Annotated in this window: 26 protein-coding genes; 7 read left to right on the top strand and 19 right to left on the bottom strand. The window is 42.1% G+C overall.

Going from position 1 to position 24,669, the window contains the following annotated elements; all coding sequences use genetic code 11:
* Positions 1-153: 153 nt before the first annotated feature.
* Positions 154-2,895 carry an aconitate hydratase AcnA gene (gene acnA / locus AABI99_RS01565; protein ID WP_338362878.1) on the top strand — a complete coding sequence of 914 codons (2,742 nt, stop codon included), beginning with the start codon at positions 154-156 and terminating at the stop codon, positions 2,893-2,895.
* A 59-nt stretch (positions 2,896-2,954) separates the two neighbouring features.
* Here acnA and AABI99_RS01560 read toward each other — a convergent pair whose 3' ends face one another.
* The 4 genes from AABI99_RS01560 to AABI99_RS01545 form a co-directional block, all read right to left on the bottom strand.
* Positions 2,955-3,497, bottom strand: coding sequence for a DUF4124 domain-containing protein (locus AABI99_RS01560; RefSeq protein WP_338362877.1), 543 nt, complete (start codon positions 3,495-3,497; stop codon positions 2,955-2,957).
* Between the two features lie 125 nt (positions 3,498-3,622).
* A complete protein-coding gene (locus tag AABI99_RS01555; protein WP_338362876.1) occupies positions 3,623-4,363 on the bottom strand; it encodes a phosphoadenylyl-sulfate reductase in 741 nt (246 codons plus the stop codon).
* A 42-nt stretch (positions 4,364-4,405) separates the two neighbouring features.
* Positions 4,406-6,103: an assimilatory sulfite reductase (NADPH) hemoprotein subunit gene (gene cysI, locus AABI99_RS01550; RefSeq protein ID WP_338362874.1), complete on the bottom strand. Its 1,698-nt coding sequence runs from the start codon at positions 6,101-6,103 to the stop codon at positions 4,406-4,408.
* A gap of 60 nt (positions 6,104-6,163) precedes the next feature.
* The gene (locus tag AABI99_RS01545) at positions 6,164-7,975 is read right to left on the bottom strand and encodes an assimilatory sulfite reductase (NADPH) flavoprotein subunit (protein ID WP_338362872.1); all 1,812 of its coding nucleotides are present in this window, start codon (positions 7,973-7,975) and stop codon (positions 6,164-6,166) included.
* Positions 7,976-8,281: 306 nt separating this feature from the next.
* Here AABI99_RS01545 and AABI99_RS01540 point away from each other — a divergent pair, with 306 nt between their 5' ends.
* Positions 8,282-9,913, top strand: coding sequence for an endonuclease (locus AABI99_RS01540; RefSeq protein ID WP_338362871.1), 1,632 nt, complete (start codon positions 8,282-8,284; stop codon positions 9,911-9,913).
* Positions 9,914-9,943: 30 nt separating this feature from the next.
* On the opposite strand, the gene AABI99_RS01535 is transcribed toward AABI99_RS01540, so the two are convergent.
* Positions 9,944-10,408: a hypothetical protein gene (locus AABI99_RS01535; RefSeq protein WP_338362869.1), complete on the bottom strand. Its 465-nt coding sequence runs from the start codon at positions 10,406-10,408 to the stop codon at positions 9,944-9,946.
* A gap of 181 nt (positions 10,409-10,589) precedes the next feature.
* Between AABI99_RS01535 and AABI99_RS01530 the strand changes: the two genes are divergently transcribed.
* Entirely contained in the window at positions 10,590-11,135 is a 546-nt protein-coding gene (locus tag AABI99_RS01530; protein WP_338362867.1) for a helix-turn-helix transcriptional regulator, read from the top strand.
* A 257-nt stretch (positions 11,136-11,392) separates the two neighbouring features.
* Here AABI99_RS01530 and rpsQ read toward each other — a convergent pair whose 3' ends face one another.
* The 11 genes from rpsQ to rpsJ are packed head-to-tail and all read right to left on the bottom strand — an operon-like array spanning position 11,393 to position 16,360.
* The gene (gene rpsQ / locus AABI99_RS01525) at positions 11,393-11,650 is read right to left on the bottom strand and encodes a 30S ribosomal protein S17 (protein ID WP_338362865.1); all 258 of its coding nucleotides are present in this window, start codon (positions 11,648-11,650) and stop codon (positions 11,393-11,395) included.
* Positions 11,650-11,841, bottom strand: a complete 192-nt coding sequence (gene rpmC, locus AABI99_RS01520) for a 50S ribosomal protein L29 (RefSeq protein ID WP_004588692.1) — start codon at positions 11,839-11,841, stop codon at positions 11,650-11,652. The genes rpsQ and rpmC overlap by 1 nt, the downstream gene beginning before the upstream one ends.
* Positions 11,841-12,254: a 50S ribosomal protein L16 gene (gene rplP, locus AABI99_RS01515; protein WP_002957890.1), complete on the bottom strand. Its 414-nt coding sequence runs from the start codon at positions 12,252-12,254 to the stop codon at positions 11,841-11,843. Before rplP ends, rpmC begins: the two co-directional genes overlap by 1 nt.
* 12 nt (positions 12,255-12,266) lie before the next feature.
* The gene (gene rpsC, locus AABI99_RS01510) at positions 12,267-12,968 is read right to left on the bottom strand and encodes a 30S ribosomal protein S3 (RefSeq protein WP_338362861.1); all 702 of its coding nucleotides are present in this window, start codon (positions 12,966-12,968) and stop codon (positions 12,267-12,269) included.
* A gap of 11 nt (positions 12,969-12,979) precedes the next feature.
* Positions 12,980-13,312, bottom strand: a complete 333-nt coding sequence (gene rplV, locus AABI99_RS01505; RefSeq protein WP_055016519.1) for a 50S ribosomal protein L22 — start codon at positions 13,310-13,312, stop codon at positions 12,980-12,982.
* Between the two features lie 14 nt (positions 13,313-13,326).
* Complete coding sequence (rpsS, locus tag AABI99_RS01500; protein WP_010376377.1) at positions 13,327-13,605, bottom strand: 30S ribosomal protein S19; 279 nt, start codon at positions 13,603-13,605, stop codon at positions 13,327-13,329.
* Positions 13,606-13,621: 16 nt separating this feature from the next.
* On the bottom strand, positions 13,622-14,446 hold the full coding sequence (rplB, locus tag AABI99_RS01495) for a 50S ribosomal protein L2 (protein WP_338362843.1): 825 nt from the start codon (positions 14,444-14,446) through the stop codon (positions 13,622-13,624).
* Positions 14,447-14,463: 17 nt separating this feature from the next.
* A complete protein-coding gene (gene rplW / locus AABI99_RS01490) occupies positions 14,464-14,766 on the bottom strand; it encodes a 50S ribosomal protein L23 (protein ID WP_004588687.1) in 303 nt (100 codons plus the stop codon).
* On the bottom strand, positions 14,763-15,368 hold the full coding sequence (gene rplD / locus AABI99_RS01485) for a 50S ribosomal protein L4 (protein WP_004588686.1): 606 nt from the start codon (positions 15,366-15,368) through the stop codon (positions 14,763-14,765). Before rplD ends, rplW begins: the two co-directional genes overlap by 4 nt.
* Positions 15,369-15,385: 17 nt before the next feature.
* Complete coding sequence (gene rplC, locus AABI99_RS01480) at positions 15,386-16,021, bottom strand: 50S ribosomal protein L3 (protein ID WP_004588685.1); 636 nt, start codon at positions 16,019-16,021, stop codon at positions 15,386-15,388.
* 27 nt (positions 16,022-16,048) lie between these two features.
* A complete protein-coding gene (rpsJ, locus tag AABI99_RS01475; RefSeq protein WP_002957900.1) occupies positions 16,049-16,360 on the bottom strand; it encodes a 30S ribosomal protein S10 in 312 nt (103 codons plus the stop codon).
* 412 nt (positions 16,361-16,772) lie between these two features.
* Between rpsJ and plsB the strand changes: the two genes are divergently transcribed.
* Positions 16,773-19,211, top strand: a complete 2,439-nt coding sequence (gene plsB, locus AABI99_RS01470; RefSeq protein ID WP_338362822.1) for a glycerol-3-phosphate 1-O-acyltransferase PlsB — start codon at positions 16,773-16,775, stop codon at positions 19,209-19,211.
* Positions 19,212-19,352: 141 nt separating this feature from the next.
* On the opposite strand, the gene tesB is transcribed toward plsB, so the two are convergent.
* Positions 19,353-20,210, bottom strand: a complete 858-nt coding sequence (gene tesB, locus AABI99_RS01465) for an acyl-CoA thioesterase II (protein WP_338362821.1) — start codon at positions 20,208-20,210, stop codon at positions 19,353-19,355.
* A 79-nt stretch (positions 20,211-20,289) separates the two neighbouring features.
* Between tesB and AABI99_RS01460 the strand changes: the two genes are divergently transcribed.
* Both AABI99_RS01460 and AABI99_RS01455 read left to right on the top strand, forming a co-directional pair.
* Positions 20,290-20,748, top strand: a complete 459-nt coding sequence (locus tag AABI99_RS01460; RefSeq protein ID WP_338362820.1) for an EVE domain-containing protein — start codon at positions 20,290-20,292, stop codon at positions 20,746-20,748.
* A gap of 122 nt (positions 20,749-20,870) precedes the next feature.
* Positions 20,871-21,902 carry a cytosolic protein gene (locus AABI99_RS01455; protein ID WP_338362819.1) on the top strand — a complete coding sequence of 344 codons (1,032 nt, stop codon included), beginning with the start codon at positions 20,871-20,873 and terminating at the stop codon, positions 21,900-21,902.
* Position 21,903: 1 nt separating this feature from the next.
* Here the strand turns inward: AABI99_RS01455 and AABI99_RS01450 are convergent, their stop codons facing one another.
* Together AABI99_RS01450 and AABI99_RS01445 are read right to left on the bottom strand one after the other, a co-directional pair.
* Entirely contained in the window at positions 21,904-22,101 is a 198-nt protein-coding gene (locus AABI99_RS01450; RefSeq protein WP_286245813.1) for a hypothetical protein, read from the bottom strand.
* Positions 22,102-22,120: 19 nt separating this feature from the next.
* Positions 22,121-23,188 (bottom strand): potassium channel family protein, encoded by a 1,068-nt coding sequence (locus AABI99_RS01445; protein WP_338362817.1) that lies wholly within the window; start codon positions 23,186-23,188, stop codon positions 22,121-22,123.
* Positions 23,189-23,413: 225 nt separating this feature from the next.
* Here AABI99_RS01445 and AABI99_RS01440 point away from each other — a divergent pair.
* Positions 23,414-24,669 (top strand): TIGR00366 family protein (locus AABI99_RS01440; RefSeq protein ID WP_338362816.1); only part of this gene is annotated, 1,256 nt, incomplete at its 3' end.

Genomic DNA, 24,669 nt, shown 5'->3' with positions numbered 1-24,669 from the left:
ATACTTAAAAATGTCTAAATATTACACATTACAAAACCTGCATTTTAGCTTGGTTAGTCATATTAATTAGCACTGGTACGCACTTTGCACCGCAGTGATAATAAACACGTTATTTTTTCAAGGAAAAAATCCTAACTATCAAAGGGGCAAAAAATGAATAGTTTCGACACCCAACAACAATTAACGATTAATGGCGAGCAATACCATATTCACTCACTTAAAGGATTAGGCGATAAAGCAAAGCGATTGCCCTTTTCTCTTAAAGTATTATTAGAAAACTTGCTACGTAATGAAGATGGCGTAAATATTAAAGAGCAAGACATTCAAGCCCTTCTTGATTGGGATCCTAAAGCAAAACCCTCGGCTGAGGTAGCCTTCACACCGGCACGAGTTGTAATGCAAGACTTTACAGGTGTGCCTGCTATTGTTGATTTAGCGGCTATGCGTGACGCAATGGAAAAGCTAGGTGGCGATCCTGCAAAAATAAATCCGCTTTCTCCTGCTGAACTTGTCATTGACCACTCAGTACAAGTAGATGGCTACGGTGACGACGGTGCATTTGATTTAAATGCCAAGCTTGAGTACGAGCGAAATAAAGAACGTTACGAATTTTTACGCTGGGGGCAAACCGCTTTCGATAATTTAAAAGTAGTGCCACCTGCTACAGGCATTGTGCACCAAGTAAATTTAGAATTTTTAGCGCGCGTTGTCTTTAATGACTCTAAAAACGGAAAATCTATTGCTTACCCAGACACCCTGGTAGGGACCGATTCGCATACCACCATGATCAATGGTCTAGGCGTGCTAGGCTGGGGTGTTGGTGGCATTGAAGCAGAAGCCGCTATGCTTGGACAACCCATTAGTTTACTTATTCCTCAAGTAGTCGGCTTTAAACTTAATGGCCGCCTACCCGAGGGCACCACTGCTACCGATTTAGTGCTTACCGTAACTGAAATGCTACGTAATCACGGGGTAGTAGGTAAGTTTGTTGAATTTTATGGTGATGGCCTAGCTGATTTACCGCTAGCCGATAGAGCCACCATTGCCAACATGGCGCCAGAGTACGGTGCAACCTGCGGTATTTTCCCAATTGATGATGAAACCATTAACTACCTGCGATTAACAAACCGTGATGAAGACCAGCTTAAATTAATTGAAGACTATGCAAAACACCAAGGCTTATGGCGCCATGAAGGCGACGAAGCGCACTACACAGACACCCTTGAGCTTAAATTAGACGACGTGGTACCTAGCCTTGCAGGCCCTAAACGTCCACAAGATAGAATTACCCTTGATAAAGCGGGTGACGTGATAGGCCAGCACCTAAAAGGTTTCCAAGATGAGCGTATGGCGCGCCGTGATAAAAGCGATATTGAGCAAGCACGCATTGAAAGTGAAGGCCCAACCACCAACCCAGATGAACCGGTAGACGAAGCGCAGTTTATGGGCGCAGCTAAAGTGAAGTTTAAAGGCCAAGAATTTGAGCTCAATGATGGCGCCTGTGTTATTGCCGCTATTACAAGCTGTACAAATACCTCTAATCCGAGTGTTATTTTAGCTGCAGGTTTAGTCGCTAAAAAAGCCAAACAACTTGGTATTAATGTTAAACCGTGGGTTAAAACCTCACTTGCACCGGGTTCGCAAGTGGTCACCGACTACCTAGAAAAAGCAGATTTGATGGATGATTTAGAGAGCTTAGGATTTAATTTAGTTGGTTATGGCTGTACAACCTGTATAGGTAATTCAGGGCCTTTAGCAGATGAAATTAGCGAAGCCATTCAAAAACATAAACTAGTAGTTAGCTCTATTTTATCGGGCAACCGTAATTTTGAAGGGCGCATACACCAAGACGTTAAAATGAACTTTTTAGCCTCGCCTCCACTTGTGGTTGCATATGCCATTGCAGGACGTACAGATATAGATGTTTACAACGAGCCGCTAGCGCAAGATGAAAATGGTAACGATATTTACCTAAAAAATATTTGGCCAAGCGTGAGCGAAGTCAATGAACTAGTACAAAAAACGGTAACCAAAGAAATGTTCGAAAAAAGCTATGCCAACGTATACGAAGGCGACAGCCGTTGGCAAAAAATTCAAATTCCTGATGGTAAGCTTTACGATTGGGACGATGAGTCAACCTACATTAAAAAAGCACCATTTTTTGATGGTATGAGCGTTGAACCACCGGGTGTTCCTACAATTGAAGGCGCACGTTGTTTAGCTAAACTTGGGGATTCGGTAACTACTGACCATATTTCTCCTGCTGGGGCTATTAAAGCCGACGCGCCAGCCGGTATTTACTTACAGGATAAAGGCGTCGAAAAAGCGCAATTTAACTCATACGGCTCACGTCGCGGTAACCATGAGGTAATGATGCGAGGCACATTTGCGAACGTTAGGCTTAAAAACTTACTCGCACCAGGTACAGAAGGCGGTGTTACGCGCACTCAACCTGATGACAAGCTCGCTAGTATTTATGATGCGGCAATGGAGTATGAAAAGAGTAATATACCACTCATTGTGTTAGCGGGTAAAGAATACGGTACTGGTTCATCGCGCGACTGGGCGGCTAAAGGCTCGCTTTTACTAGGTGTAAAAGCTGTTGTTGCACAAAGTTATGAGCGTATTCACCGCTCTAACCTCATTGGTATGGGTGTATTACCCCTACAGTTTAAAGAAAGTGAAAGCCATGAATCACTAGGTTTAACTGGCCAAGAGCAATTTGATATTGAAGGTTTGTATGACAAAACCAATGAAGTAAGCATCATTGCCACCAACGCTGAAGGTAAAAAAGTTAGCTTTAGTGCTGATGTACGTATAGATACCCCTAAAGAGTGGGATTACTACAAACACGGCGGTATCTTGCAATACGTTTTACGTAATATGCTTGATTAATCAAACATTTAAAACTAAAAAGCCTAGCAATTGCTAGGCTTTTTTATGGACAATAAAATTTAGTACCCACCTATACTTTGCAGCTCTTTACTGCGCTGCTCTAATTTCTGCTTTGCCTTTTCGGCATCTTCAAACAGCTTTTGGATAGATTCAGCGTTGTAAACAGTCGGTGTAGGTGGCTGTATACTCTTTTTTGAGGTGCTAGCACTGCTACTTAAAATTGAAGTGTCTTCGGCGGCTACCACGGTTACATCACGGGCATCAAGTTTTACTTCAATACTTTTACCGTCAGCACTGGGCGTATCTGAAAAATGCCATTGACCATTTTTATCTTGCCACTTATAAATTTTGCTACCTGGTTTAATGGTTGCTGCATCACGGTCTACACTCTGCGCAATCTTATCGCCCGCTTGCTTTACACCTTGCACAGCCTGATTAAGCGTATCAGTAGATAACGCGACCATTTTTTCTTTAATGTTTTGTGATCCGGCACTGATTGATGCACTAGAGAGCCACGTTTGACCATCTGGTCTTTTAAGATAAAACAAGGAGATAACAGCAATAATCATGACTGATATTGCTAAATAGCTGAAGTATTTCATAGCGTTCCTGCTTAAAAATGAATCCTTTAAAAACAAGTCTAATAAAAAATACTGAATCAGGCAATTTATTTGCAATAAAAAACGCAACCTAAGTTGCGTTTAAAACATTGTTTAGCATTCGCTTTTTAAATACCATCGCCGTCAATATGCAGCCCGCATTCTCGGTTTAAACCGAAAAAGCGCGTTTCTTCTTCGCTCATACCTGGCTCAAGTTTACGTGTAGTATGTACATCGCCCATCGACACATAACCTTGCTCCCATAATGGGTGGTAAGGTAAATCATGCTTGGTAAGGTATTGATATACATCACGGTTTGTCCATTCAATAATCGGATACACTTTTACCGTACCTCGGCTTATTTCAATAAACTGTTTGTCTGCGCGGCTCGATGATTGATCGCGACGTAGGCCACTAAACCAAGTACCAGCACCAATTTCTTTTAATGCGCGGGTCATTGGCTCAACTTTATTAAGCTGATTATATTGCTTAATACCGTCCTCGCCTTGTTCCCATAATTTACCGTATTTAGCTTCTTGCCATGCGGGGCTTAGCTCAGCTTTATACACCTGCAAGTTAAGTGATAAGCGCGCTGTCATTTGCTCAATAAACTGATACGTTTCTGGAAATAAATAACCCGTATCGGTTAATACCACAGGAATATCAGGACGCTGAGATGTTACTAAATGCAGCATTACCGCCGCTTGAATACCAAAGCTCGATGATAAAAAAGCGGTATCCGGTAAGTTCTCTAGTGCCCATGCAACACGCTGCTCTGCACTCATAGGTGCAAGTATGCCGTTTGCATCTGCAAGTAATGCCGCTTGGCTTTGCTTATCAAGCTGTAATATGTTTTTAAATTCACTCATGGTCAATTTTAAACCTCACCCACGCTTAGCGTGGGTATTTAATTAAGCGTGAAAATCGGTTACTGAAACTTTTACTTCAGCAACGATGCCTTTGCGAATTACAAAGTCACCAAAACATTCACCGTCGTTTCGCTCACTTGCCCACTGGCCAATTAGCTTATCAAACGCGTCTAGGTAAACATCTTCACCTACGTTTTCTAGGTACAGTTTAGGAATACGTGTACCTTCTAAATTACCGCCTAGGTAAACGTTGTATTTACCAGGGCCTTTACCGACTAAACCAGCTTCTGCAAGCATTGCGCGGCCACAACCGTTAGGACAACCCACAACACGCATAATAATGCTGTCATCAGGTATGCCATGCTTAGCAAGTAGTGCTTCGGTTTTTTCAATTAAGCTTGGTAAGTAACGCTCAGCCTCAGCCATAGCAAGCGGACACGTTGGCAGTGCTACACACGCCATCGAGTTTTTACGTTGCTCAGTGTCTTTGTCATCAATTAGGCCGTGGTTGCGGGCAATCTCTTCAATAACCGCTTTTTGATCGGCAGGTACGCCGGCAATAATTAAGTTTTGGTTAGCCGTCATGCGCATATCACCTTGGTGCACCTCTGCGATTTTACGACAACCCGTTTTTAATGGCTTATCTGGGTAGTCTAAAATACGACCACTTTGTATAAATAGCGTTAAGTGGTGCTTGCCATCAATGCCTTCTACCCAACCGATACGGTCGCCACGGTGAGTAAACTCATAAGGGCGACTTGGCGCAAAGCTTACCCCGGCACGTTTTTCTACTTCGGCTTTAAATACGTCAGAGCCAACACGGTCTAATGTGTATTTAGTTTTTGCATTTTTACGGTTAGAGCGGTTACCCCAATCGCGCTGCACTGATACAACGTGCTCAGCAATTTTCAATGTGTGCTCAAGTGGTATAAAGCCAAAATCATCAGCTTTACGCGGATACGTTGCTGTATCACCGTGGGTCATAGCAAGGCCACCACCTACAAGTACGTTAAAGCCAACAAGCTTGCCATCTTCAGCAATAGCCACAAAGTTTAAGTCATTTGCGTGCACATCAACTTCGTTGTTAGGCGGAATAGTGACCGTGGTTTTAAACTTACGCGGTAAGTAAGTAGAGCCTAAAATTGGCTCTTGCGTGGTTTCTGCCTTTTCGCCATTTAACCAAATCTCAGCGTACGCCTTTGTTTTTGGCAGTAAATGCTCAGAAATTTTTGCAGCCCACTCGTACGCTTCTTGGTGCAGCTCTGACTCAACAGGGTTAGTTGTACATAGTACGTTACGGTTTACATCGCCTGCGGTGGCAATAGAGTCAATACCAACGCTATTAAGCATTTGGTGCATGCCTTTAATATTTGGCTTTAATACACCATGAAATTGAAACGTTTGACGTGTTGTTAAACGAATACTGCCGTAGCTTGTTTTTTCATCGGCAAATTTATCTATTGCTAGCCATTGCTCTGGCTTGATAATACCGCCAGGCATACGTGCACGTAGCATTACATTGTGCAGCGGCTCTAGCTTTTGCTTGGCACGCTCTGGGCGTATATCGCGGTCATCTTGCTGGTACATACCGTGAAAACGTATAAGTTGGAAGTTATCGGCCGTAAAACCACCGGTAATTTCATCTTTTAAGTCTTGCTCTATGGTGCCACGTAAAAAGTTACTTTCTCTTTTCAAACGTTCGTTATCAGAAAGTTTTACGTTTTTATCTTGTTCGCTCATTTTAAATCCTAAATTTGTTACAGTGACGGCTGCTAGCTGTTAATAAAATAAGAAACGTGATTAATACACGTCTTTCTGATAGCGGTTAGCGCTACGTAAGTCTTTTAAATATTGCTCGGCGTCCTCAAAGCTCTTACCAGTGTTTTCGCTGATGATATCAACTAAAGCATTGTGTACATCTTTTGCCATGCGGTTTGCATCACCACATACATAAAAATGCGCACCGGCTTCTAGCCACTCAAAAATTTCTTTTGAGTTTTTGCGTAGTTTGTCTTGTACGTATACTTTTTCGGCTTGGTCACGGCTAAATGCAACGTCCACTTTGCTTAATAGGCCTGATTTTAAATAACCTTGAATTTCTACTTGGTACAAGAAGTCTTGTGTAAAGTGTGGGTTACCGAAAAACAGCCAATTTTTGCCTTGTGCTTCTCGCGAATCACGCTCTTGTAAAAATGCACGGAATGGCGCAATACCGGTACCTGGGCCAACCATAATAATGGGGGTATTATCATCGCTAGGTAAACGGAAGTTATCGTTGTGCTCACTGAATACTTTAACTTTACACCCTTCTTCGGCACGGCGTGCTAAATAACCAGAGCAGCCACCTAAATGTTCGCTGCCAAAGGCGTCAAACTCAACTAACCCTACCGTTAAGTGCACCTCTTCTTCAACCTCGCTTTGGCTTGAAGCGATTGAGTATAAGCGCGCTTGTAGTTTACGTAAGCAATCTACTAAAGTTTGTGCCTCTATTTTTGCAGGATTTTGTGCCACTACATCAAAGATTTGACGAGGTTCAATGTACTCACGCATAGCTGCTTTATCTTCTACAAGCTTAAGTAGCTCTGGCGTACCCGTTGCAACTGCATATTTTTCTACAAAGCCTGGGTATGACTGAGTAAGCTCTAATTTTTCAATTAATGCATCGCGAACAGTCACAGACTCATCGCCCACTTTAACCTGTGTACTAGCATCGATTTGTGTGTGTGTTAGTAACTCATCTACGCGCACTTCATCATTTAAAAAGTACACGCCTAGTGAATCACCCGGTAAGTAGGTGATGTCTGAGCCTTCAAGCGAAATCTCAACATGGCGTACATCTTTTGTAGAATCGCGCCCTGTAATTTTTTGTACGGTAACAAGCTCCGCCGCAAATGGGTTTTGCTTAGTGTATTGGCTTGCTGCAGCTGTTGGCGCGCCAAATGGCATGGATACAACTTGACCGCCCGCAGCATCTTGCTGGGCTTTTAAATCAGGTTCAAATGCATCAAGCGCACCGGCGATCCATGTAGCTGCTTCATCATCGTAATCAACGTCTAGGTCGGCACGCTGGAAAATGGTTTCTGCGCCAAGCTTGTTTAAACGCTCTTCAAAGTCTTTTGCTGTTTGACAGAAAAACTCATAACTAGAGTCGCCTAAGCCTAATACTGCTACTTTAACGCCATCGAGCTTAGGCGCTTTTTTGGTGGTTAAAAATTCATACAGTGTTTCAGCATCTTCAGGGGGTTCACCCTCACCATAGGTAGAGACAACAACGGTTAAAAACTTTTCTTTTTTCAGTGCTGTAGGTTTGTAGTCAGCCATGCTCACAAGTTTTACAGCTAAACCGCGCGATTCAGCTTGTTCTTTAAGCTTAGTTGCCACACCTTTTGCATTACCGGTTTGCGAACCATACAAAATAGTTAGTGGCGCAGCATCGCTTGCAGCCGCAGTGGGAGCTTGTCCACCAAGAGCTGACGCGTTTGCATTTGCAGCTAAGTAACCACTTACCCACGCTTGCTGAATTGGATTAAGTTCTGCCACTAAGCCTTGCAGCTTTTGTACTTGCTCTTGCGATAGCGGGCTTGCCGCTGCGTTAAGTTGACCTAACAACATGAATTTGTTCCCCATAACCCTGAAAATTACTGACAGCCAACATTAAGTGCTGTTCAAAATGAGTTTTACCTCACCCAGAGTAACTCTGCTTGAGGTTTTATTAGTGTGCAGGATAGCGGGCTATGCAGTGATAAAAAAAGAATAGAATCTGCTTTGTTATTCCATTTAGTTATTAATTTATATTAAGACCTTCAAAAACAGCTTAAAGGCTTATTATTGCTATTTTATTAATTTTGTATTTAACAAATTTGTAACTTTATACAGATAGTGTATGTTATTTACTCAACTATAAAAATAGGAACAATCATGTCACACGGGACATACAAAAATAAGTTACTTAGCACAGCATTACTGATTGCCGCTGCTCCTGCAATGGCCAGTGTTACTAATGGTGGCTTTGAGCAGTGGACAGGGAATACCCCTAGCGCGTGGACAACAATTGATAGCGGCATTAGCGTAGCGCGTTCAACCAACACTGTTAAAGTAGGAAGTAGCGCAGCAGCTGTTAATGTAACAACAGGCTCGCAAAGCAATACTGATTTACTACAACAAGTGAGTGTAGAGGCTGGCAAAACATATGATTTTTCAGTGGATGTATATCACACTGAAGGAAATATAAGAGCCCGCCTGTATGTAGATGGCTATCAAGGCTACTCAAATCAAACACTAACAAATCAATGGCAAACAATTAGCCATAGCTATACGCCAAGCAGTAATAAAACAATTAATGTAGGTTTACGTTTTTACGATATGAGCGGCTTTGATGGCAATGAAATCGTTCACGTAGATAACTTTTTACCCAATACAGACGGCGGCGCTTCAGGCAGCTGTAACGATTATAGCCTTACTTTAACACTTAATACCGATAACTACGGCAGCGAAACCAGCTGGGTAGTTAATAACAGCCAAGGTAGCAGCGTAGCCAGTGGTAGTGGTTATGCCTCTAACACTCAATATAATGAGCAACTATGTTTAACTGATGGCGCATACACCCTAGTTATAAGTGACAGCTATGGCGACGGTATGTGCTGTAACGTAGGTAATGGTAATTATGCGCTCACTCAAGGCAGCACCACACTTGCCAGTGGCGCAAGTTTTAATAACACAGAGAGTACAACTTTTGAATTAGGCGATGGTTCTGGCGGTGATACTGGCGGTGGTACTAAGCCAACACCAACAGGTTACTACGTAACAACTCAGGGTTTATCTGGTTATGCATTAAAAACTGAGCTTTATAACATTATTAAAAATCACAGCTCGCAAGGGTATTCGGCTATTTGGAACTTTTACGACTCCTCAGCCCGTGATAAGTACTTTGAAAACGATAATAGTATTTTAGATATGTACAGCGAAAAGCCAAACGGCAACGACAGTTATACTTACACCGCGGTGAGCGATCAGTGTGGTACGTATAACAGTGAAGCCGATTGCTATAACCGTGAGCATTCATTCCCTAAAAGCTGGTTTGGTGGCACTGTTGAACCGATGAATTCAGACGTGCACCACATTTATGCAACTGACGGTTATGTAAATTCAAAACGCAGTAACTTCCCATTTGGAGAAGTAGCAAGCGCAACCTTCACATCAACAAACGGCAGTAAGTTAGGTAGTGCGGCTAGCTCTATTAATTACTCAGGTACGGTGTTTGAGCCCATTGATGAGTTTAAAGGTGACTTTGCCCGTGCTTACTTTTACATGGCAACCCGCTACCAAAATGTGATTGGCGCTTGGCAAAATAACACAACTGCCAGTAATGCAGTACTGAATGGTTCGAGCAATCAGGTATTCGAAAACTGGGTTGTAGCTATGCTACTTAATTGGCATAACGCCGACCCTGTTAGCCAAATGGAGCTCGACCGTAACCAAGCAGCTTTTGAGTTTCAAGGTAATCGTAACCCGTATATCGATCACCCTGAATTTGTAGAAATGATTTGGTAAAAAATATAGCCTCAGCTCATGCTGAGGCTATTAAAGACTCGCCTGACCAAGCGCAATAGACTCATAGCGTTTCCCCGTTAACTTAATCACCCATACGCTATCTGTAAAAGTGCGACTTAAATACACTGTTTGCCCATTTGGGATTTGTGGCATAAAGGAAGAAATAGACTCCCACTTGCCATCAACCTGCTCTTTTAACTTCAAGCTAGCGTTAAAGTGCGTCCCTTCTGCGTTTGGCTTTACTTCAAGCGCCGTCATTTGAGTATCATCACCAATTTCTATCATTGCACTTTTATTTAATAGCGTGAGTAGCTGAGGCTGATGCGTGGGGCTTAAGTTTTTTAAAGCCTGTTCTATTTTACTATCTACGTTAATCTCATTCTGAAATTTATAGATACTTGCTTTAATTGCAAAAACAGGTTCTGCGTGACTGGGCTTAATAAACAACAGTAAACTGATAAGCACTAAAATAGCGCTAGTAAATTTATTCGACATATTACATCTCCTTATTAAAATCGAATTGAGCATACCTTATATTTTGTTAAATTAAATATAAGCTATTAATATTCATAATATTCTTTATATTAATAAGCATGAATATGCGCTTTAAGGCTATTTATAAATACAAATTTTAGCGATAATAAAGCGCTTAACTAATCAAATAAGAGCAGAGGGTATGCAAGCGTTAGGAATGGAATTAAAGCGCCTTAGAGCAAATAAAAAGTGGACTCAAGCTTATGCAGCGCGTGAAATTGGAATTCAGCAGTCGTACCTTTCAAAGCTTGAAAATGGACAGTTTATCCCCTCAACTGAGGTAATTGAAAAGCTTAAACTTTGCTATGGCGAAGCCTGTTTTGATAAATGCCTACCTATAAACTCAGCTGCACATAAGCCCTTAAACATTACTTTAATTATTAGCCTGACTTTATTTATGTGTGGGTTGGTAGCATGGTTATGTGCAACATATGAAATTTTTTATCCACAAACTTACTTTACCTATCAAGCAAAGCTAGGTGATTTTTTAGCATTTAATGTTACTCAGCAATATCAAGGCGAACGCTTTATTGAAGGGGATGTAACCTACCAAATTGTAGGCGAAAGGCAAGTAAGTCGAATCGAGAACCGCTTCTTAGTAGTAGGCTCTGCCGTATGCATATTCATATCTATTGTTACAGCTATGCTCTCGCAAAGGCATAGGTTTATTAATTTAAAACCCCGATAGTGCGTTATAAGCTATCTTAACATCAGCAGTAGCTGCTCACCCTTGAATTCAGCTAACTATTAATGCAGGTTGGTATTTGGGTTATTGCGTATTAATGGCTCTTTTATTCAGGAAATGACCAAGGCGCAAACCAAACTGCGATGCTCATATTCACTTTGAGCAGCTTACATCTAAAAACTTACCGCTTATAGCTTCTTTATAAACAAAAAGCCCCGGCTAATGCCAGGGCTTTTTACAAAACTCACTTAATTTAAAAATTAAGCTTGTTTTGGACTAGAAACAACGTCTACTAAAGTCCAAGATTTACTCTTAGAAATTGGCGCGCATTCACGGATAGTAACTACGTCACCCGCTTTTGCTGTGTTGTTTTCGTCATGTACGTGTAGCTTAGTAGTACGTTTGATGAATTTCCCATAGATTGGGTGCTTCACGTAACGTGCGATAGCGATAGTGAAAGATTTTTCCATCTTGTCGCTTACTACACGGCCTTGAAGAGTACGAATTTTATCGCTCATTATTGACCTGCCTTCTGGTTAATAATTGTTTTTACACGCGCGATATCGCGACGTACTGTTCTTAGCGTGTGTGTCTGAGCTAACTGACCAGTGCTTGCTTGCATGCGCAGGTTGAACTGCTCACGAAGAAGTCCTAGAAGTTCAGCATTAAGCTCTTCTACGCTTTTGTCTTTTAGTTCGCTTGCTTTCATCACATTACCGTCCGAGTTACGAAAGTTGTTTTGAATGGCAGTTTACGAGCTGCAAGGTCAAATGCTTCACGAGCAAGCTCTTCAGAAACACCTTCCATTTCGTAAAGTACTTTACCAGGCTGAATTTCAGCAACCCAATATTCAACAGAACCTTTACCTTTACCCATACGAACTTCAAGAGGCTTTTCTGTGATCGGCTTGTCAGGGAAGACACGGATCCAGATTTTACCTTGACGTTTCACGTGACGCGTCATAGCACGACGAGCTGCTTCGATTTGACGAGCAGTCATGCGGCCACGACCAGTAGCTTTCAAACCGAAAGTACCGAAGCTTACTTTGTTACCGTTTTGCGCTAAACCGCGGTTGCGGCCTTTGTGCATTTTACGGAATTTTGTACGTTTTGGCTGTAACATTACTCGCTACCTCTACTTAGCACTTTTTTTGGCTTTCTTTGGTGCGCGTTTCGCTGGCTTCTCTTGCTCTTGTACTAGTGGTAAACCACCAATAACTTCGCCTTTGAAGATCCAAACTTTAACACCAATGATACCATAAGTGGTTAAGGCTTCAGAAGTTGCGTAGTCGATATCAGCACGAAGAGTATGTAGAGGTACACGACCTTCACGATACCATTCTGAACGTGCGATTTCTGCGCCGCCAAGACGACCGCTAACTTCAACTTTGATCCCTTTAGAACCGATGCGCATTGCATTTTGTACCGAACGCTTCATAGCGCGACGGAACATAACACGACGCTCTAGCTGAGAGGCAATGCCGTCTGCAACTAGTTGTGCATCTAATTCTGGCTTACGTACTTCAGAAATATTGATCTGAGCAGGTACACCAGCAATCTTAGTTACCGCTTGACGTAATTTTTCTACGTCTTCGCCTTTTTTACCGATAACAACACCCGGACGTGCCGTATGAATTGTTACACGGATAGATTTAGCTGGACGCTCAATAACGATTTTAGACACAGAAGCGGCTTTTAATTCCTTAGTAAGGAAAGCACGTACTTTGTGATCGCCAAAAAGCTGATCAGAGAAATCTTTAGAACTCGCGTACCAGGTAGAAACCCAAGGTTTAGATATACCTAGGCGAATACCAGTAGGATGAACTTTTTGTCCCATTACTTATACTCCTAGCTATCTGAAACCACAACAGTGATGTGGCTTGTACGCTTAAGGATGCGATCTGCGCGTCCTTTAGCACGTGGCATAATACGTTTCATTGTAGGACCATCGTCCACAAAAATCGTAGCTACACGAAGCTCATCAATGTCAGCACCTTCGTTATGCTCTGCGTTAGCAATAGCAGACTCAAGTACTTTTTTAACTAATACAGCCGCTTTTTTAGGGCTGTACGCCAGGATTTCTAGAGCGCGATCGACAGGTAATCCGCGGATCTGATCTGCAACTAGACGTGCTTTTTGCGCCGAACCAGAGGCGAATTTATGTTTAGCTAATGCTTGCATTTATCATTCTCCTCTTAACGTTTCTTCGCTTTCTTATCCGCAGCGTGACCGCGGTAAGTGCGAGTAGGTGCAAATTCACCTAGTTTGTGACCGATCATTTCGTCTGTGATAAACACAGGAACGTGCTGACGACCATTATGGACAGCGATGGTCAATCCGATCATGTTAGGTATGATCATTGAACGACGGCTCCAAGTTTTAATTGGCTTCTTGTCACCGCTTTCCAACGCTTTCTCTACCTTCTTCAGCAAGTGTAGGTCTATAAATGGACCCTTCTTGAGAGAACGTGGCATGGCTATTCCTCAACTATTATTTAGTACGACGACGTACGATGAATTTATCAGTACGCTTGTTCTTACGTGTCTTAGCACCTTTAGTCGGCTTACCCCATGGAGACACAGGATGACGACCACCAGATGTACGACCTTCACCACCACCGTGTGGGTGATCTACCGGGTTCATGGCAACACCACGAACTGTCGGACGGATACCACGCCAGCGATTTGCACCTGCTTTACCAAGTGAACGAAGCATATGCTCAGCATTGCCTACTTCACCTAGTGTTGCACGACAATCAGCTTGTACTTTACGAACTTCGCCAGAACGAAGACGTAATGTTACGTATTGACCATCACGCGCAAGGATTTGAACGTATGCACCAGCAGAACGTGCAATTTGAGCACCTTTACCTGGTTTTAATTCTACGTTGTGAACAGTCGAACCTACAGGCATATTACGCATTGGTAATGCATTACCAGCTTTGATTGGTGCATCAACACCAGACTGGATTGCATCCCCAGCTTTTAAGCCTTTTGGTGCGATAATGTAACGACGCTCACCGTCTGCATATAATACTAGAGCGATGTTTGCGCTACGATTTGGATCATATTCTAAACGCTCAACTGTAGCTGGAATACCATCTTTAGTACGTTTAAAATCGATTACACGGTAATGATGCTTATGACCACCACCAATGTGACGAACCGTAATACGACCGTTGTTATTACGACCACCTGATTTAGAGTTTTTCTCTAAAAGTGGAGCGTAAGGTTTACCCTTATGTAAATCTGGGTTAACCACTTTAACTAGGTGACGACGACCCGCAGAAGTTGGTTTACACTTTTGAAGTGCCATAATTCTAACTCCCCTTATTACTCGGCGCCGCCGACAAAGTCTAGCTCGCTACCTTCTTTAAGAGTAACGTAAGCTTTCTTCCAATCGCTACGACGACCGAAACGCATGCCTGTACGTTTTGTTTTACCCTTAACGTTAAGTGTGCGAACACCCGTTACTTCTACTTCAAAAAGCTTCTCAACTGCTGCTTTAATTTCAGCTTTAGTTGCGTCATTTGTTACTTTGAAAACAATCGTGTTGTTTTCTTCAGCAGCAATTGTGCTTTTTTCAGAGATGTGTGGAGCAAGGATCACTTTTAAAAGACGTTCTTCACGGATCATGCTAGCGCCTCCTCAAGTTGCTTAACAGCAGCAGCTGTAATAAGTACCTTGTCGAAAGCAATTAAGCTTACAGGATCGATACCAGCTACATCACGCGTGTCAACCTTGTACAGGTTACGTGCCGATAAGAAAAGATTTTCATCTACTTCTTCAGTCACGATAAGAACATCTTTAAGCTCAAGTTCTTTAAGCTTAGAAACTAGTTCTTTAGTTTTTGGTGCTTCTAAACCAAAGCTTTCAACAACGATTAAACGCTCTTGACGAACTAATTCAGATAAGATGCTTTTGATCGCACCGCGGTACATTTTACGGTTTACTTTTTGGCTGTGGTCTTGTGGTTTAGCTGCGAAGCTAACGCCACCTGAACGCCAAATTGGGCTACGGATTGTACCAGCACGTGCACGGCCAGTACCTTTTTGAGCCCATGGTTTTTTACCACCACCGCTTACTTCAGAACGTGTCTTCTGAGCACGAGTACCTTGACGAGCACCTGCTGCGTATGCAACAACTACTTGGTGTACTAATGCTTCGTTAAACTCACGTCCAAAAGTAGCTTCAGAAACTTCAAGAGCGCCAGAAGCGTCTTTAATTGCTAATTCCATCACTAAATCTCCAGGACTTATGCTTTAACAGCTGGTTTAACGATAACGTCACCGCCGATAGCGCCAGGTACTGCACCTTTAACTAAAAGCAAGTTACGCTCAGCGTCAACGCGAACTAGTTCTAAGTTTTGAGTCGTTACACGCTCAGCACCCATGTGACCGGCCATTTTCTTACCTTTAAACACCTTACCAGGTGATTGGTTTTGACCGATTGAACCAGGAGCACGGTGAGATAGAGAGTTACCGTGAGTTGCGTCTTGCATGCTGAAGTTCCAGCGCTTAACACCACCTTGGAAACCTTTACCTTTAGAAGTACCGGTTACGTCAACTTTATTGATTTCGTTGAATAATTCAACAGTAAGCTCAGCGCCTACTTCAAAATCGCCTTCACCACCATTTAGGCGGAATTCCCACAGACCGCGACCCGCTTCAACACCAGCTTTAGCGAAATGACCCGCTGCTGCTTTGTTTACACGGCTTGCTTTTTTAGTGCCTGCGGTTACTTGAAGCGCGTTATAACCGTCTGTTGCGTCAGATTTGATCTGAGCAATACGGTTAGGAGTCGCTTCGATAACTGTCACAGGGATAGATACACCATCTTCAGTGAAGATACGTGTCATACCCACTTTACGACCGACTAGACCTAATGCCATTTTCCTATAACCTCTCTAATCTTTCGATTAACCCAGGCTGATTTGAACATCAACACCAGCAGCAAGATCTAAACGCATTAATGCGTCAACAGTCTTGTCAGTTGGTTCTACGATGTCGATCAGACGTTTATGGGTGCGGATCTCGTACTGATCACGCGCATCTTTGTTTACGTGCGGTGAAGTTAGTACAGTAAAACGTTCAAAGCGTGTAGGTAGTGGGATTGGACCACGTACTTGTGCGCCTGTGCGTTTCGCAGTTTCCACGATTTCCGCCGTTGATTGGTCAATCAAACGGTGGTCAAAAGCTTTTAGGCGAATACGAATGCGTTGATTTGACATTCTTAAACCTCGATATAAAGAGCATTTAAAGAGCATAAAAAAACGACCGAAACAATCTTAATAATTAAGATGCCGGTTGTTAATTTATATCTACGATGAGTTCCAAATCGGAACTCCTGTTTATTAGCTTGAAATCCAAGCTTAATTTATCCCTTCAAGTTCCAGAGGAATCTTGAAAGCCTGCGTATTATAGTGATATTGGTGATAAATGCAACAACTAATTGCAAATTAATTGCATGTTGTAAGTAGCCCAAATAAACCTAATTACTATTTATAACTATAATTGAACTGCTCAGCAGCAAGCCGGTCTTACGCTTATAATTTGCTCTGCTGAGCAAAATACAAGATTTTCAGGATAATGTGGTATCCTATGCGCTAATTTTGCTTTTAACACTCTCAATATGGTGAGTCGATGCGTTTATTAAATTATTGTTTGAATTTCCTTACCAGCTGCGTAAGTCGTGTTTTGGTAAAAAGTAAGGTTCTCCCCCAAAGCCCAATAGAGCAATACAGTCTTAATCCTGAACACCCTACTTTTTATATAGTACGTTTAAATTCGCGTTTTGATTTAGCCGCACTCACAAATGCATGTAAAAAGCATGGCTTACCTAACCCTAGCGACTATCAAACACTAGGGAGCCAAGAGCTTGAGCGTTTTATAGGTATCAAAAATCCACCGCCGTTGTTCGGCGATACCGCAAAACCAACCGCGGCTTTATCGCAAGGTAAGCAAATCGTTGAGCACTTATTAAATAGCGGCCAAAAGAATGTACAGGTAGTGCCAGTTACTATTTTATGGGGGCGTGACCCAGGCAAAGAAAAGCCAGGCATACGTACTTTAATTACTCATTCCCTTACGCCAAGCTGGTTTAGAAAGTTTTTTGTTGTACTGTTTTCTGGGCGCGATAACTTTATACGCTTTAGCCAGCCGCTCGATTTATCGCTTATTGTGAACGAAAAAGCGAATGTAAATGAGCTTCCACAAAAACTATTACGCGTTGCACGTGTGCACTTTAAACGTCAAAAATTGGCTGCAACAGGCCCTAAAATACCGTCACGCGAGCAGCTATTTAACTCACTTTTAGCGTCACCCACAATAAAAAAAGCAATTCAAGATGAAGCTAAATCAAAAGGAATAAGCCAAACTGAAGCGCGTCAAAATGCATTAAAACTACTCGATGAAATTGCCGCTAATTACTCTGAGGCGATGATCCGCGTTGGCGACAGAGTGTTAACTTGGCTTTGGACAAAACTTTACAACGGGATAGATGTAAAATATTCAGAGCAAATCCATGAGCTAACCAATAAAGGTCATGAAATAATCTATATGCCGTGTCATCGCAGCCATATGGATTACTTGTTACTTACGTATGCTATATACCATCAAGGTCTAGTGCCGCCACATATTGCCGCAGGTATTAATTTAAACTTTTTCCCTGCCGGTGGTATTTTTCGTCGCTCTGGCGCCTTTTTTATCCGCCGCTCGTTTGCCGGTAACAAACTTTATTCAGCCGTGTTTAAAGAGTATTTAAGCCAATTATTTATTAAAGGCTATTCAGTTAAATTTTACACTGAAGGGGGGCGCAGCCGCACAGGGCGATTGCTGCCACCAAAAACGGGCATGCTCGCCATGACCCTGCAAGCGATGCTCAGAGGAATAGACCGCCCAGTCTCTATTGTACCGGTATACATTGGTTACGAGCACGTGATGGAAATTAATACCTACTTAAAAGAGCTTGCCGGTAAAGATAAAAAAGGTGAGTCGGTGCTTGGTATTTTTAAAGCCATTAAAAACCTTAAAAATTATGGCCGTGGTTACTTAAACTTTGGCGACCCTATTTCTATAAACCAATACTTGAACGACAATCAGCCTGACTGGCGGGATGCAGTTCACCCAACCGATGTGCAAAAGCCACAATGGCTTGGTCCTCAAGTAGCAGCGCTTGCCGATCAAGTAATGGTAAAAATTAATAACGCAGCTGCGCTTAATGCCGTTAACTTACTCGCTATGATTTTGCTAGTTAACGACAAGCATGCATTAAGTAAACCTAAGCTATTAGCGCAACTAGATTTTTACTTACGTTTGCAACGCGATGCCAGCTATAGCGAAAAAGTAACAGCTCCTGATGAAACACCAGAGCAACTATTAACACATGCAATAAAGCTTAATAAGTTTGATGTAATTAGCGACGAATTTGGTGAAATTATCGCTATTAACGACAAAGAAAAAACCTTGTTTAACTATTATCGCAATAATATTTTGCATTTATTTGCGGTACCGAGCCTGATTGCTTTACATTTGTTTAAACAACACAATAGTACGGTTGAGCAATGCCAAAAACTTGTTTCGGCATTTTATCCTTTGTTTGCAAAAGAATGGTATTTAAAACCGCTGGATGAAAACTACATCAGCCGTATTTTGGCTAACTTGTGCGACCAAAATTTAATTGAACTTGACGGTGATACAATTCGTGTCACTCACACCAACGATTCGTTAGCTAAACTTGAAATGCTAGGCAGAGCGCTTAGCTTTACGTTGCAACGTTATGCCATTGTTGTTGGCTTTATTCAAACAAGTAACGGAATAGAAAAAGCCGAACTTGAGCGTGAAAGCCAAGTACTGGCAAACCGTTTAGGCACCTTGCACGGCATTAAAACCCCGGAGTTTTTTGATAAAAAAGTGCTGGTAAGCTTTATTGATAATTTACGCGGTGAGCTACTAATTACAGAAGGCGAGAATGGTATTCACGGTAGTACGCAACTATGCGAAATCTACATGTATTTAAAAACCTTGCTACCGGCTCGTATTTGGCAATCGGTTAGCGACATAGTGCAAGATCAATGTAATTAGCGAGTTGCTGTAATTTAAGCTCTAATTAAACACCATTAAAAAAGCCTCAACATTTAACATGTTGAGGCTTTTTTGTAAGCTTAGCTGTTTAATCTAAGCGCTCACAAAGCACTTTAAATAATAGTAAATAGAGTTATTTACTTAGCGCTGGCGCATCACCCCTTCTTGTATAGTTGATGCGACTAAATTACCTTGGCGGTCAAAAAATTGGCCTCTCACTAAGCCTCGACCAGAGCTAGCGCTTGGGCTGTCTATGGTATATAAAATCCAATCGTCCATTCTAAATGGGCGGTGAAACCACATAGCATGGTCAATCGTTGCCACTTGCATATTTGGCTGCATAAACGATACACCATGTGGCTGTAATGCCGTAGGTAAAAATTCAAAGTCAGAGGCGTACGCCAGTAAATAATTATGAATACGTTGATCGTCTGGCATATCGCCGTTAGCTTTGATCCAAATGTGTTTTACGGGCTCAATAACCTCTGGCTTAAACGGGTTGTGAAACGTAACCGGACGCATTTCAATGGGCATTTCGCGAATAAATTTATTACGAATTGCCTCAGGTATGTGGTGAGCATTTTCTTGATAAAACTCAAGTGATGAACGTAGTTCTTCAGGGGGCGGTACATTTGGCATAGTTGCCTGATGCGATAAACCCTCTTCTTCCCCTTGAAACGATGCGGTCATATAAAAAATAGGTTTACCGTATTGAATAGCGCTTACTCGGCGGGTGCTAAAGCTTTTACCATCACGGATGGTTTCTACGTCGTAAACTATCGGTTTTGCGGCGTCGCCGGGGCGTAAAAAGTAAGAGTGTAATGAATGAACAACACGTCCTTTTGGTAGGGTTTCTTTTGCAGCAGATAGCGCCTGCCCCATTACTTGACCACCAAATACCGCTCTAAACCCTAAATCTTGGCTTTGCCCACGATATAAACCTTGTTCAATTTCTTCAAGTGACAATAACGATAATAAATTATCTAATACTTGGCTCATTTGCTGTTCTCTCAATCCCCAGATAAGCTAATGATACTATACAATGCCGCTATGTAAATCTAACTAAATGAGTAACGCTATGAATTATTGGCTATTCAAAACTGAGCCTGATGCTTTTTCGATTGATGATTTAAAAAATGCGCCACAACAAACCACCCTATGGGAAGGCGTGCGTAATTATCAGGCACGTAACTTTATGCGTGACGATATAAAGCTGGGTGACCTTATTTTTATTTACCACTCTAGCTGCAAACAAGTGGGCGTTGTGGGTATAGCAACCGTGACTAAAGAAGCCTACCCCGACCCAACCCAGTTTGATTTACACAGTGACTATTACGATGCGAAAGCCACGCCCGACAAGCCACGCTGGTTTGTAGTTGATGTAACCTATAAAAGCCATTTAAAAAACCGCGTGAGCTTAAAGGACATAAAAGCTAACGAGGCAATTACCGAATTAGCTCTAAAAAAAGCAGGCCGCCTTTCGGTAATGCCAGTCACAAAAAACGAATGGGAGCAAATAATAGCCATGAGCAATTAAGCTCAACAAGCAAATATCAAGCTGTAATAGTCGCTAATCATTAACGGGCTAGAGCTTGGCTATGTTTGACCTCATTTGGCCGTGTTTGATACGATCCCCCGCGAGTTATAATTGGGGGATTAATGAAACTACTGTATTGGTTAGATGAATGGTTAACGCTTTGCCGTGATGAACAACAAACTAAACTGCCCTTGTGTGGCGGCGACTTACTCGGCGATGTATATGTAAAATACGAATTTGTTGATTTAAATAAGCCCCTGCTTTTTACTTTTTCCCCCGCAGGCACCAACGTCCAAGAACACGACCTAACCGATGACTTTGCCCCTTGGGGTTTTCATTTAGCGCAAAAACAAAATGTAAATGTTATTTCGTTCCAACATTTAGGTAAAAGTAATTGGTTTAGAAGCCGTGATTTAATTTTCTTTTTAGAACAGCTCTCAACCTTGCTCACTCCATTTGAGCGCCGCTTGGGCTATGGCTTGAGCCGCGGTGGTTTTGCTGTGGGTGCATTTGCTAAACTATTAAAGCTCGACCAGGTTTTATTTTTTCATCCTGTTAGCACCAAAAACACCAAAACAGTTCCGTGGGACACCCGCTCCAGCACTGAGCTTGCGCAGCAGTTTGATTGGCAAAGTGAATATAACGATGTTGATTTAGGCCATGCTAAGGGGTATATAATTTATGATCCCACCAATAAAATAGACCGCTTACATGCTAAGCGTTACCCACAGCTTACCCATTTGCGCGTATTTGGTATGGGTCACGGCACTCATGCCAGCTACCTCACTAAGTTTGGTTTTTACAAACAAGTGGCTGTTGATTTTATACGCCACCAGCAAATTGATATAGCGCAGTTTCGTTTGCAAACTAAAACCTTGCGCTTAAAAGAGGAGTATTATCAAAGCCTCAATAAAGCCAATGCAAAATCGCCGCACCGTTTAGCACTACTCAGCACGGCTCATCAAATCTTAGCAGATGAAAAAGAAGAGCACGTGCAGGAGCACCAAGCAAAAATAGATATTCAGCCACTTATAGACGTGGCACTTAAACACCAAGACGAGCATCCTAATGATGCGATTCAATTATTAGAAGTTGCCCAACAAATAGTGCCAGATGACCCGCTGGTTGAGCATAAGCTTAAGCAGCTAGAGTAAGCTACTTACGTTTTTTCTTTTTATGACCATGCTTGGGCACAATCGTAAAATACATAAAAAGCCCCAACCACGAAAAAATAATGACACCTAATAACCAGCCGTTTTTTTCGTGGCCTTGGGTGCGCTTACTGTTAACCACTATCACTACGGGTAATATATAAGCGCTTAAAATAATTATTAAAAATACTACTTCATTCATTATTTAACCTAGGCTTTGGTTATTTTGCCAAGCTTTTCCAATCTACTTCACTTGTCAGTACACGCTCAAGGGCAATGTAGTGCAGTATATCGCCCGCATTTACCTTGTAATCAAGTGGCGGATTTAAATCCATATTTTGTGCACTTAAATTATGCGCTACCCCTAACAAAATAGCATTATAGTCATGCTTAAAGTGATGAAACAAAGTGCCAAACTCCATTTCTTCGCACTCACTTGGAATAGCTAGGCTAAACTGCGTGTCGCCGTGCAATGTAGATAATAGCTCTTCTTGTACTCGACTCGAGCCAGGGTCTTGCATTGAGCGTACTAATATCTCAGCTGATTTGGCGCTACTACACTCCACATTTTGACAATGCTCAAGCAACATATCGACCTTGGTTTCATCTAAAAAGTGCGCACTAATATGGCACTCATCTTTAACTAAACGGCTAATACGCAGTGCCGTTGTAAATGTTTGGTCGTCATCTTGGCCATCAATAATAATTTTGTCGGCACGGCTTATAGCTACACGCTTAAGCTCTTCTAAATCGGTAAAACTGGTTAGGCGAGCAAAATCGACGTTTTCGTTAGTTAAAAACGGATGATCCATTTGCTCAGTCACCGCTAATAAAATACGGCGATCGGTACGTTTGGTATCAGCAAGAATATAATCAATCATCTTTTTTGTGCGGGTATCGTGCCAACCAAAAATAATAATGTGGTTGTTACTGTGAGCAAAGTTTTTATCACCAGTCATAGCGCGCCTAATTAAGTAAGTCACTGTTTGCCCTGTTTTTCCTAACAGAACGCCAAATAAAGCTAACCCAAACGGAATTTGTATTAAAGCTACAACCCAACGCCCCAGCTCGCTGGTTGGGCTAAAATCGCCGTAACCCACTGTTGAGGTCGTTACTGTGTAGTAGTAAAAAAAGGTCGTAAACGCGGTAAGCGCTTGCTCGTTTGCAATAAACAGTAGCCCCCAAGTCACTAACATATGAGCAAGTATTGCAAGCACCACAGCTTGCCAGCTCAGCTGATCGATATGAGCACGAACAAGTAGCGCTAGCCTCTTAAATATTACCGGCATAATACAAAATCTTTGGTAGTAAATTATCTATAAACAGTACGTTACTGTAAGCCATGCTTTTAAGCAACGTTTAAGCTTTTAAGTAAGGCCTGTTACCCTTTTAGGATTAAAGTTTGTTCAAGTCATCAGATACACAGGTTCTAAAATATAAGACTAAATGCGGGTTTGCTAATCGGCTAATAGCATGATTAATTATATTAAGAATAAAAAACACACAGACACACTATGCTAAATAAAATTGCCACACCATTTACCAAGTTAGTAGAGCGCTACTTACCCGACCCTTTTATATTTGTCATATTGCTGAGCTTAATTACTTTACTCTCTGCCAGTATTTTTACCCCGGCAACTCATATTGAGGTTTTACACGCATGGGGGAGTGGTTTTTGGAACCTACTAAGCTTTGCCATGCAAATGTTGTTAGTGCTTATCACCGGCTATATGCTGGCAAGTACACCGCCTATCAATAAACTATTAGAAAAACTAGCTACGCTTGCCAACACTGCGCCAAAATCGATTATTTTAGTCACGCTTATTTCACTATTAGCCAGCTGGCTTAATTGGGGGTTTGGCTTAGTGATTGGGGCTTTATTTGCCAAAGCGATTGCTAAGCAAACAAAGGTTGATTACAGGTTGTTAGTAGCCAGTGCCTACTCGGGTTTTGTAGTATGGCATGGCGGTTTAGCAGGCTCAATTCCACTCACCATTGCTACCGAGGGGCACTTTTCTCAAAGTAGCATTGGTATAATTAGTACCGAGCAAACCTTGTTCGCAGGTTTTAACATTGCGATTCTGATTGGCTTATTTATTATTATGCCGCTGGTTAACCGCTACATGCTACCCAGTGATAAAAACAGCGTGTATGTAGACCCCGCACTTATAAAAGAATCCCCCAAACATAATGAAAACATAACCCGCCCAGCTCAACATTTAGAACACAGTAAACTGCTTGGCATCGCAATTGGTTTACTCGGCCTGTGTTATTTGGCGTATTACTTTGTAATTGCAGGTGGTAGCCTAAACCTTAATAGTGTTATTGCGATGTTTTTGTTTTTAGCCATTACACTGCATCAGACCCCCCACAATTTACTAAATAGCCTACAACAAGCAATTCCTAGCGGTGCGGGTATTGTTATTCAATTTCCGTTTTATGCAGGTATTATGGCTGTTATGGTCGATAGCGGCCTAGCACAACAAATATCACGTGGTTTTATAGCTGTTGCTGATGCCGATAGCTTGCCATTTTACAGTTTTATTAGTGCGGGGTTAGTTAATATATTTGTGCCCTCAGGTGGCGGACAATGGGCAGTGCAAGCGCCTATTGTTATCCCTGCAGCACAAGAGCTGGGCGCCGATATATCACGCGTTGCTATGGCTGTAGCATGGGGCGATGCGTGGACCAATCTAATTCAACCTTTTTGGGCACTGCCCGTATTGGCTATAGCGGGCCTAAAAGCGAAAGACATTATGGGGTTTTGCGT

It is taken from the genome of uncultured Pseudoalteromonas sp., assembly GCF_963922945.1.
Taxonomy (GTDB): Bacteria; Pseudomonadota; Gammaproteobacteria; order Enterobacterales; family Alteromonadaceae; genus Pseudoalteromonas.
The sequence above is the reverse complement of the archived record's forward strand: the minus strand, read 5'-3'. Positions and strand labels throughout refer to the sequence as shown.

Bases quoted from the DNA above. Each gene is read 5' to 3' on its own strand.
- AABI99_RS01555 (WP_338362876.1), bottom strand. From the start codon at position 4,363: ATGAGTGAATTTAAAAACATATTACAGCTTGATAAGCAAAGCCAAGCG.
- cysI (WP_338362874.1), bottom strand. From the start codon at position 6,103: ATGAGCGAACAAGATAAAAACGTAAAACTTTCTGATAACGAACGTTTG.
- AABI99_RS01545 (WP_338362872.1), bottom strand. From the start codon at position 7,975: ATGTTGTTAGGTCAACTTAACGCAGCGGCAAGCCCGCTATCGCAAGAG.
- rplC (WP_004588685.1), bottom strand. From the start codon at position 16,021: ATGGCATTAGGTCTAGTCGGTCGTAAAGTGGGTATGACACGTATCTTC.
- AABI99_RS01460 (WP_338362820.1), top strand. From the start codon at position 20,290: ATGAATTATTGGCTATTCAAAACTGAGCCTGATGCTTTTTCGATTGAT.
- rpsQ (WP_338362865.1), bottom strand. From the start codon at position 11,650: ATGAGCGATAAAATTCGTACTCTTCAAGGCCGTGTAGTAAGCGACAAG.
- AABI99_RS01540 (WP_338362871.1), top strand. From the start codon at position 8,282: ATGTCACACGGGACATACAAAAATAAGTTACTTAGCACAGCATTACTG.
- rplV (WP_055016519.1), bottom strand. From the start codon at position 13,312: ATGCAAGCATTAGCTAAACATAAATTCGCCTCTGGTTCGGCGCAAAAA.
- rplP (WP_002957890.1), bottom strand. From the start codon at position 12,254: ATGTTACAGCCAAAACGTACAAAATTCCGTAAAATGCACAAAGGCCGC.
- plsB (WP_338362822.1), top strand. From the start codon at position 16,773: ATGCGTTTATTAAATTATTGTTTGAATTTCCTTACCAGCTGCGTAAGT.
- rpsS (WP_010376377.1), bottom strand. From the start codon at position 13,605: ATGCCACGTTCTCTCAAGAAGGGTCCATTTATAGACCTACACTTGCTG.
- rplW (WP_004588687.1), bottom strand. From the start codon at position 14,766: ATGATCCGTGAAGAACGTCTTTTAAAAGTGATCCTTGCTCCACACATC.
- AABI99_RS01450 (WP_286245813.1), bottom strand. From the start codon at position 22,101: ATGAATGAAGTAGTATTTTTAATAATTATTTTAAGCGCTTATATATTA.
- rpsC (WP_338362861.1), bottom strand. From the start codon at position 12,968: ATGGGACAAAAAGTTCATCCTACTGGTATTCGCCTAGGTATATCTAAA.
- rplB (WP_338362843.1), bottom strand. From the start codon at position 14,446: ATGGCACTTCAAAAGTGTAAACCAACTTCTGCGGGTCGTCGTCACCTA.
- tesB (WP_338362821.1), bottom strand. From the start codon at position 20,210: ATGAGCCAAGTATTAGATAATTTATTATCGTTATTGTCACTTGAAGAA.
- acnA (WP_338362878.1), top strand. From the start codon at position 154: ATGAATAGTTTCGACACCCAACAACAATTAACGATTAATGGCGAGCAA.
- rpmC (WP_004588692.1), bottom strand. From the start codon at position 11,841: ATGAAAGCAAGCGAACTAAAAGACAAAAGCGTAGAAGAGCTTAATGCT.
- AABI99_RS01535 (WP_338362869.1), bottom strand. From the start codon at position 10,408: ATGTCGAATAAATTTACTAGCGCTATTTTAGTGCTTATCAGTTTACTG.
- AABI99_RS01455 (WP_338362819.1), top strand. From the start codon at position 20,871: ATGAAACTACTGTATTGGTTAGATGAATGGTTAACGCTTTGCCGTGAT.
- rpsJ (WP_002957900.1), bottom strand. From the start codon at position 16,360: ATGTCAAATCAACGCATTCGTATTCGCCTAAAAGCTTTTGACCACCGT.
- AABI99_RS01560 (WP_338362877.1), bottom strand. From the start codon at position 3,497: ATGAAATACTTCAGCTATTTAGCAATATCAGTCATGATTATTGCTGTT.
- AABI99_RS01445 (WP_338362817.1), bottom strand. From the start codon at position 23,188: ATGCCGGTAATATTTAAGAGGCTAGCGCTACTTGTTCGTGCTCATATC.
- AABI99_RS01530 (WP_338362867.1), top strand. From the start codon at position 10,590: ATGCAAGCGTTAGGAATGGAATTAAAGCGCCTTAGAGCAAATAAAAAG.
- rplD (WP_004588686.1), bottom strand. From the start codon at position 15,368: ATGGAATTAGCAATTAAAGACGCTTCTGGCGCTCTTGAAGTTTCTGAA.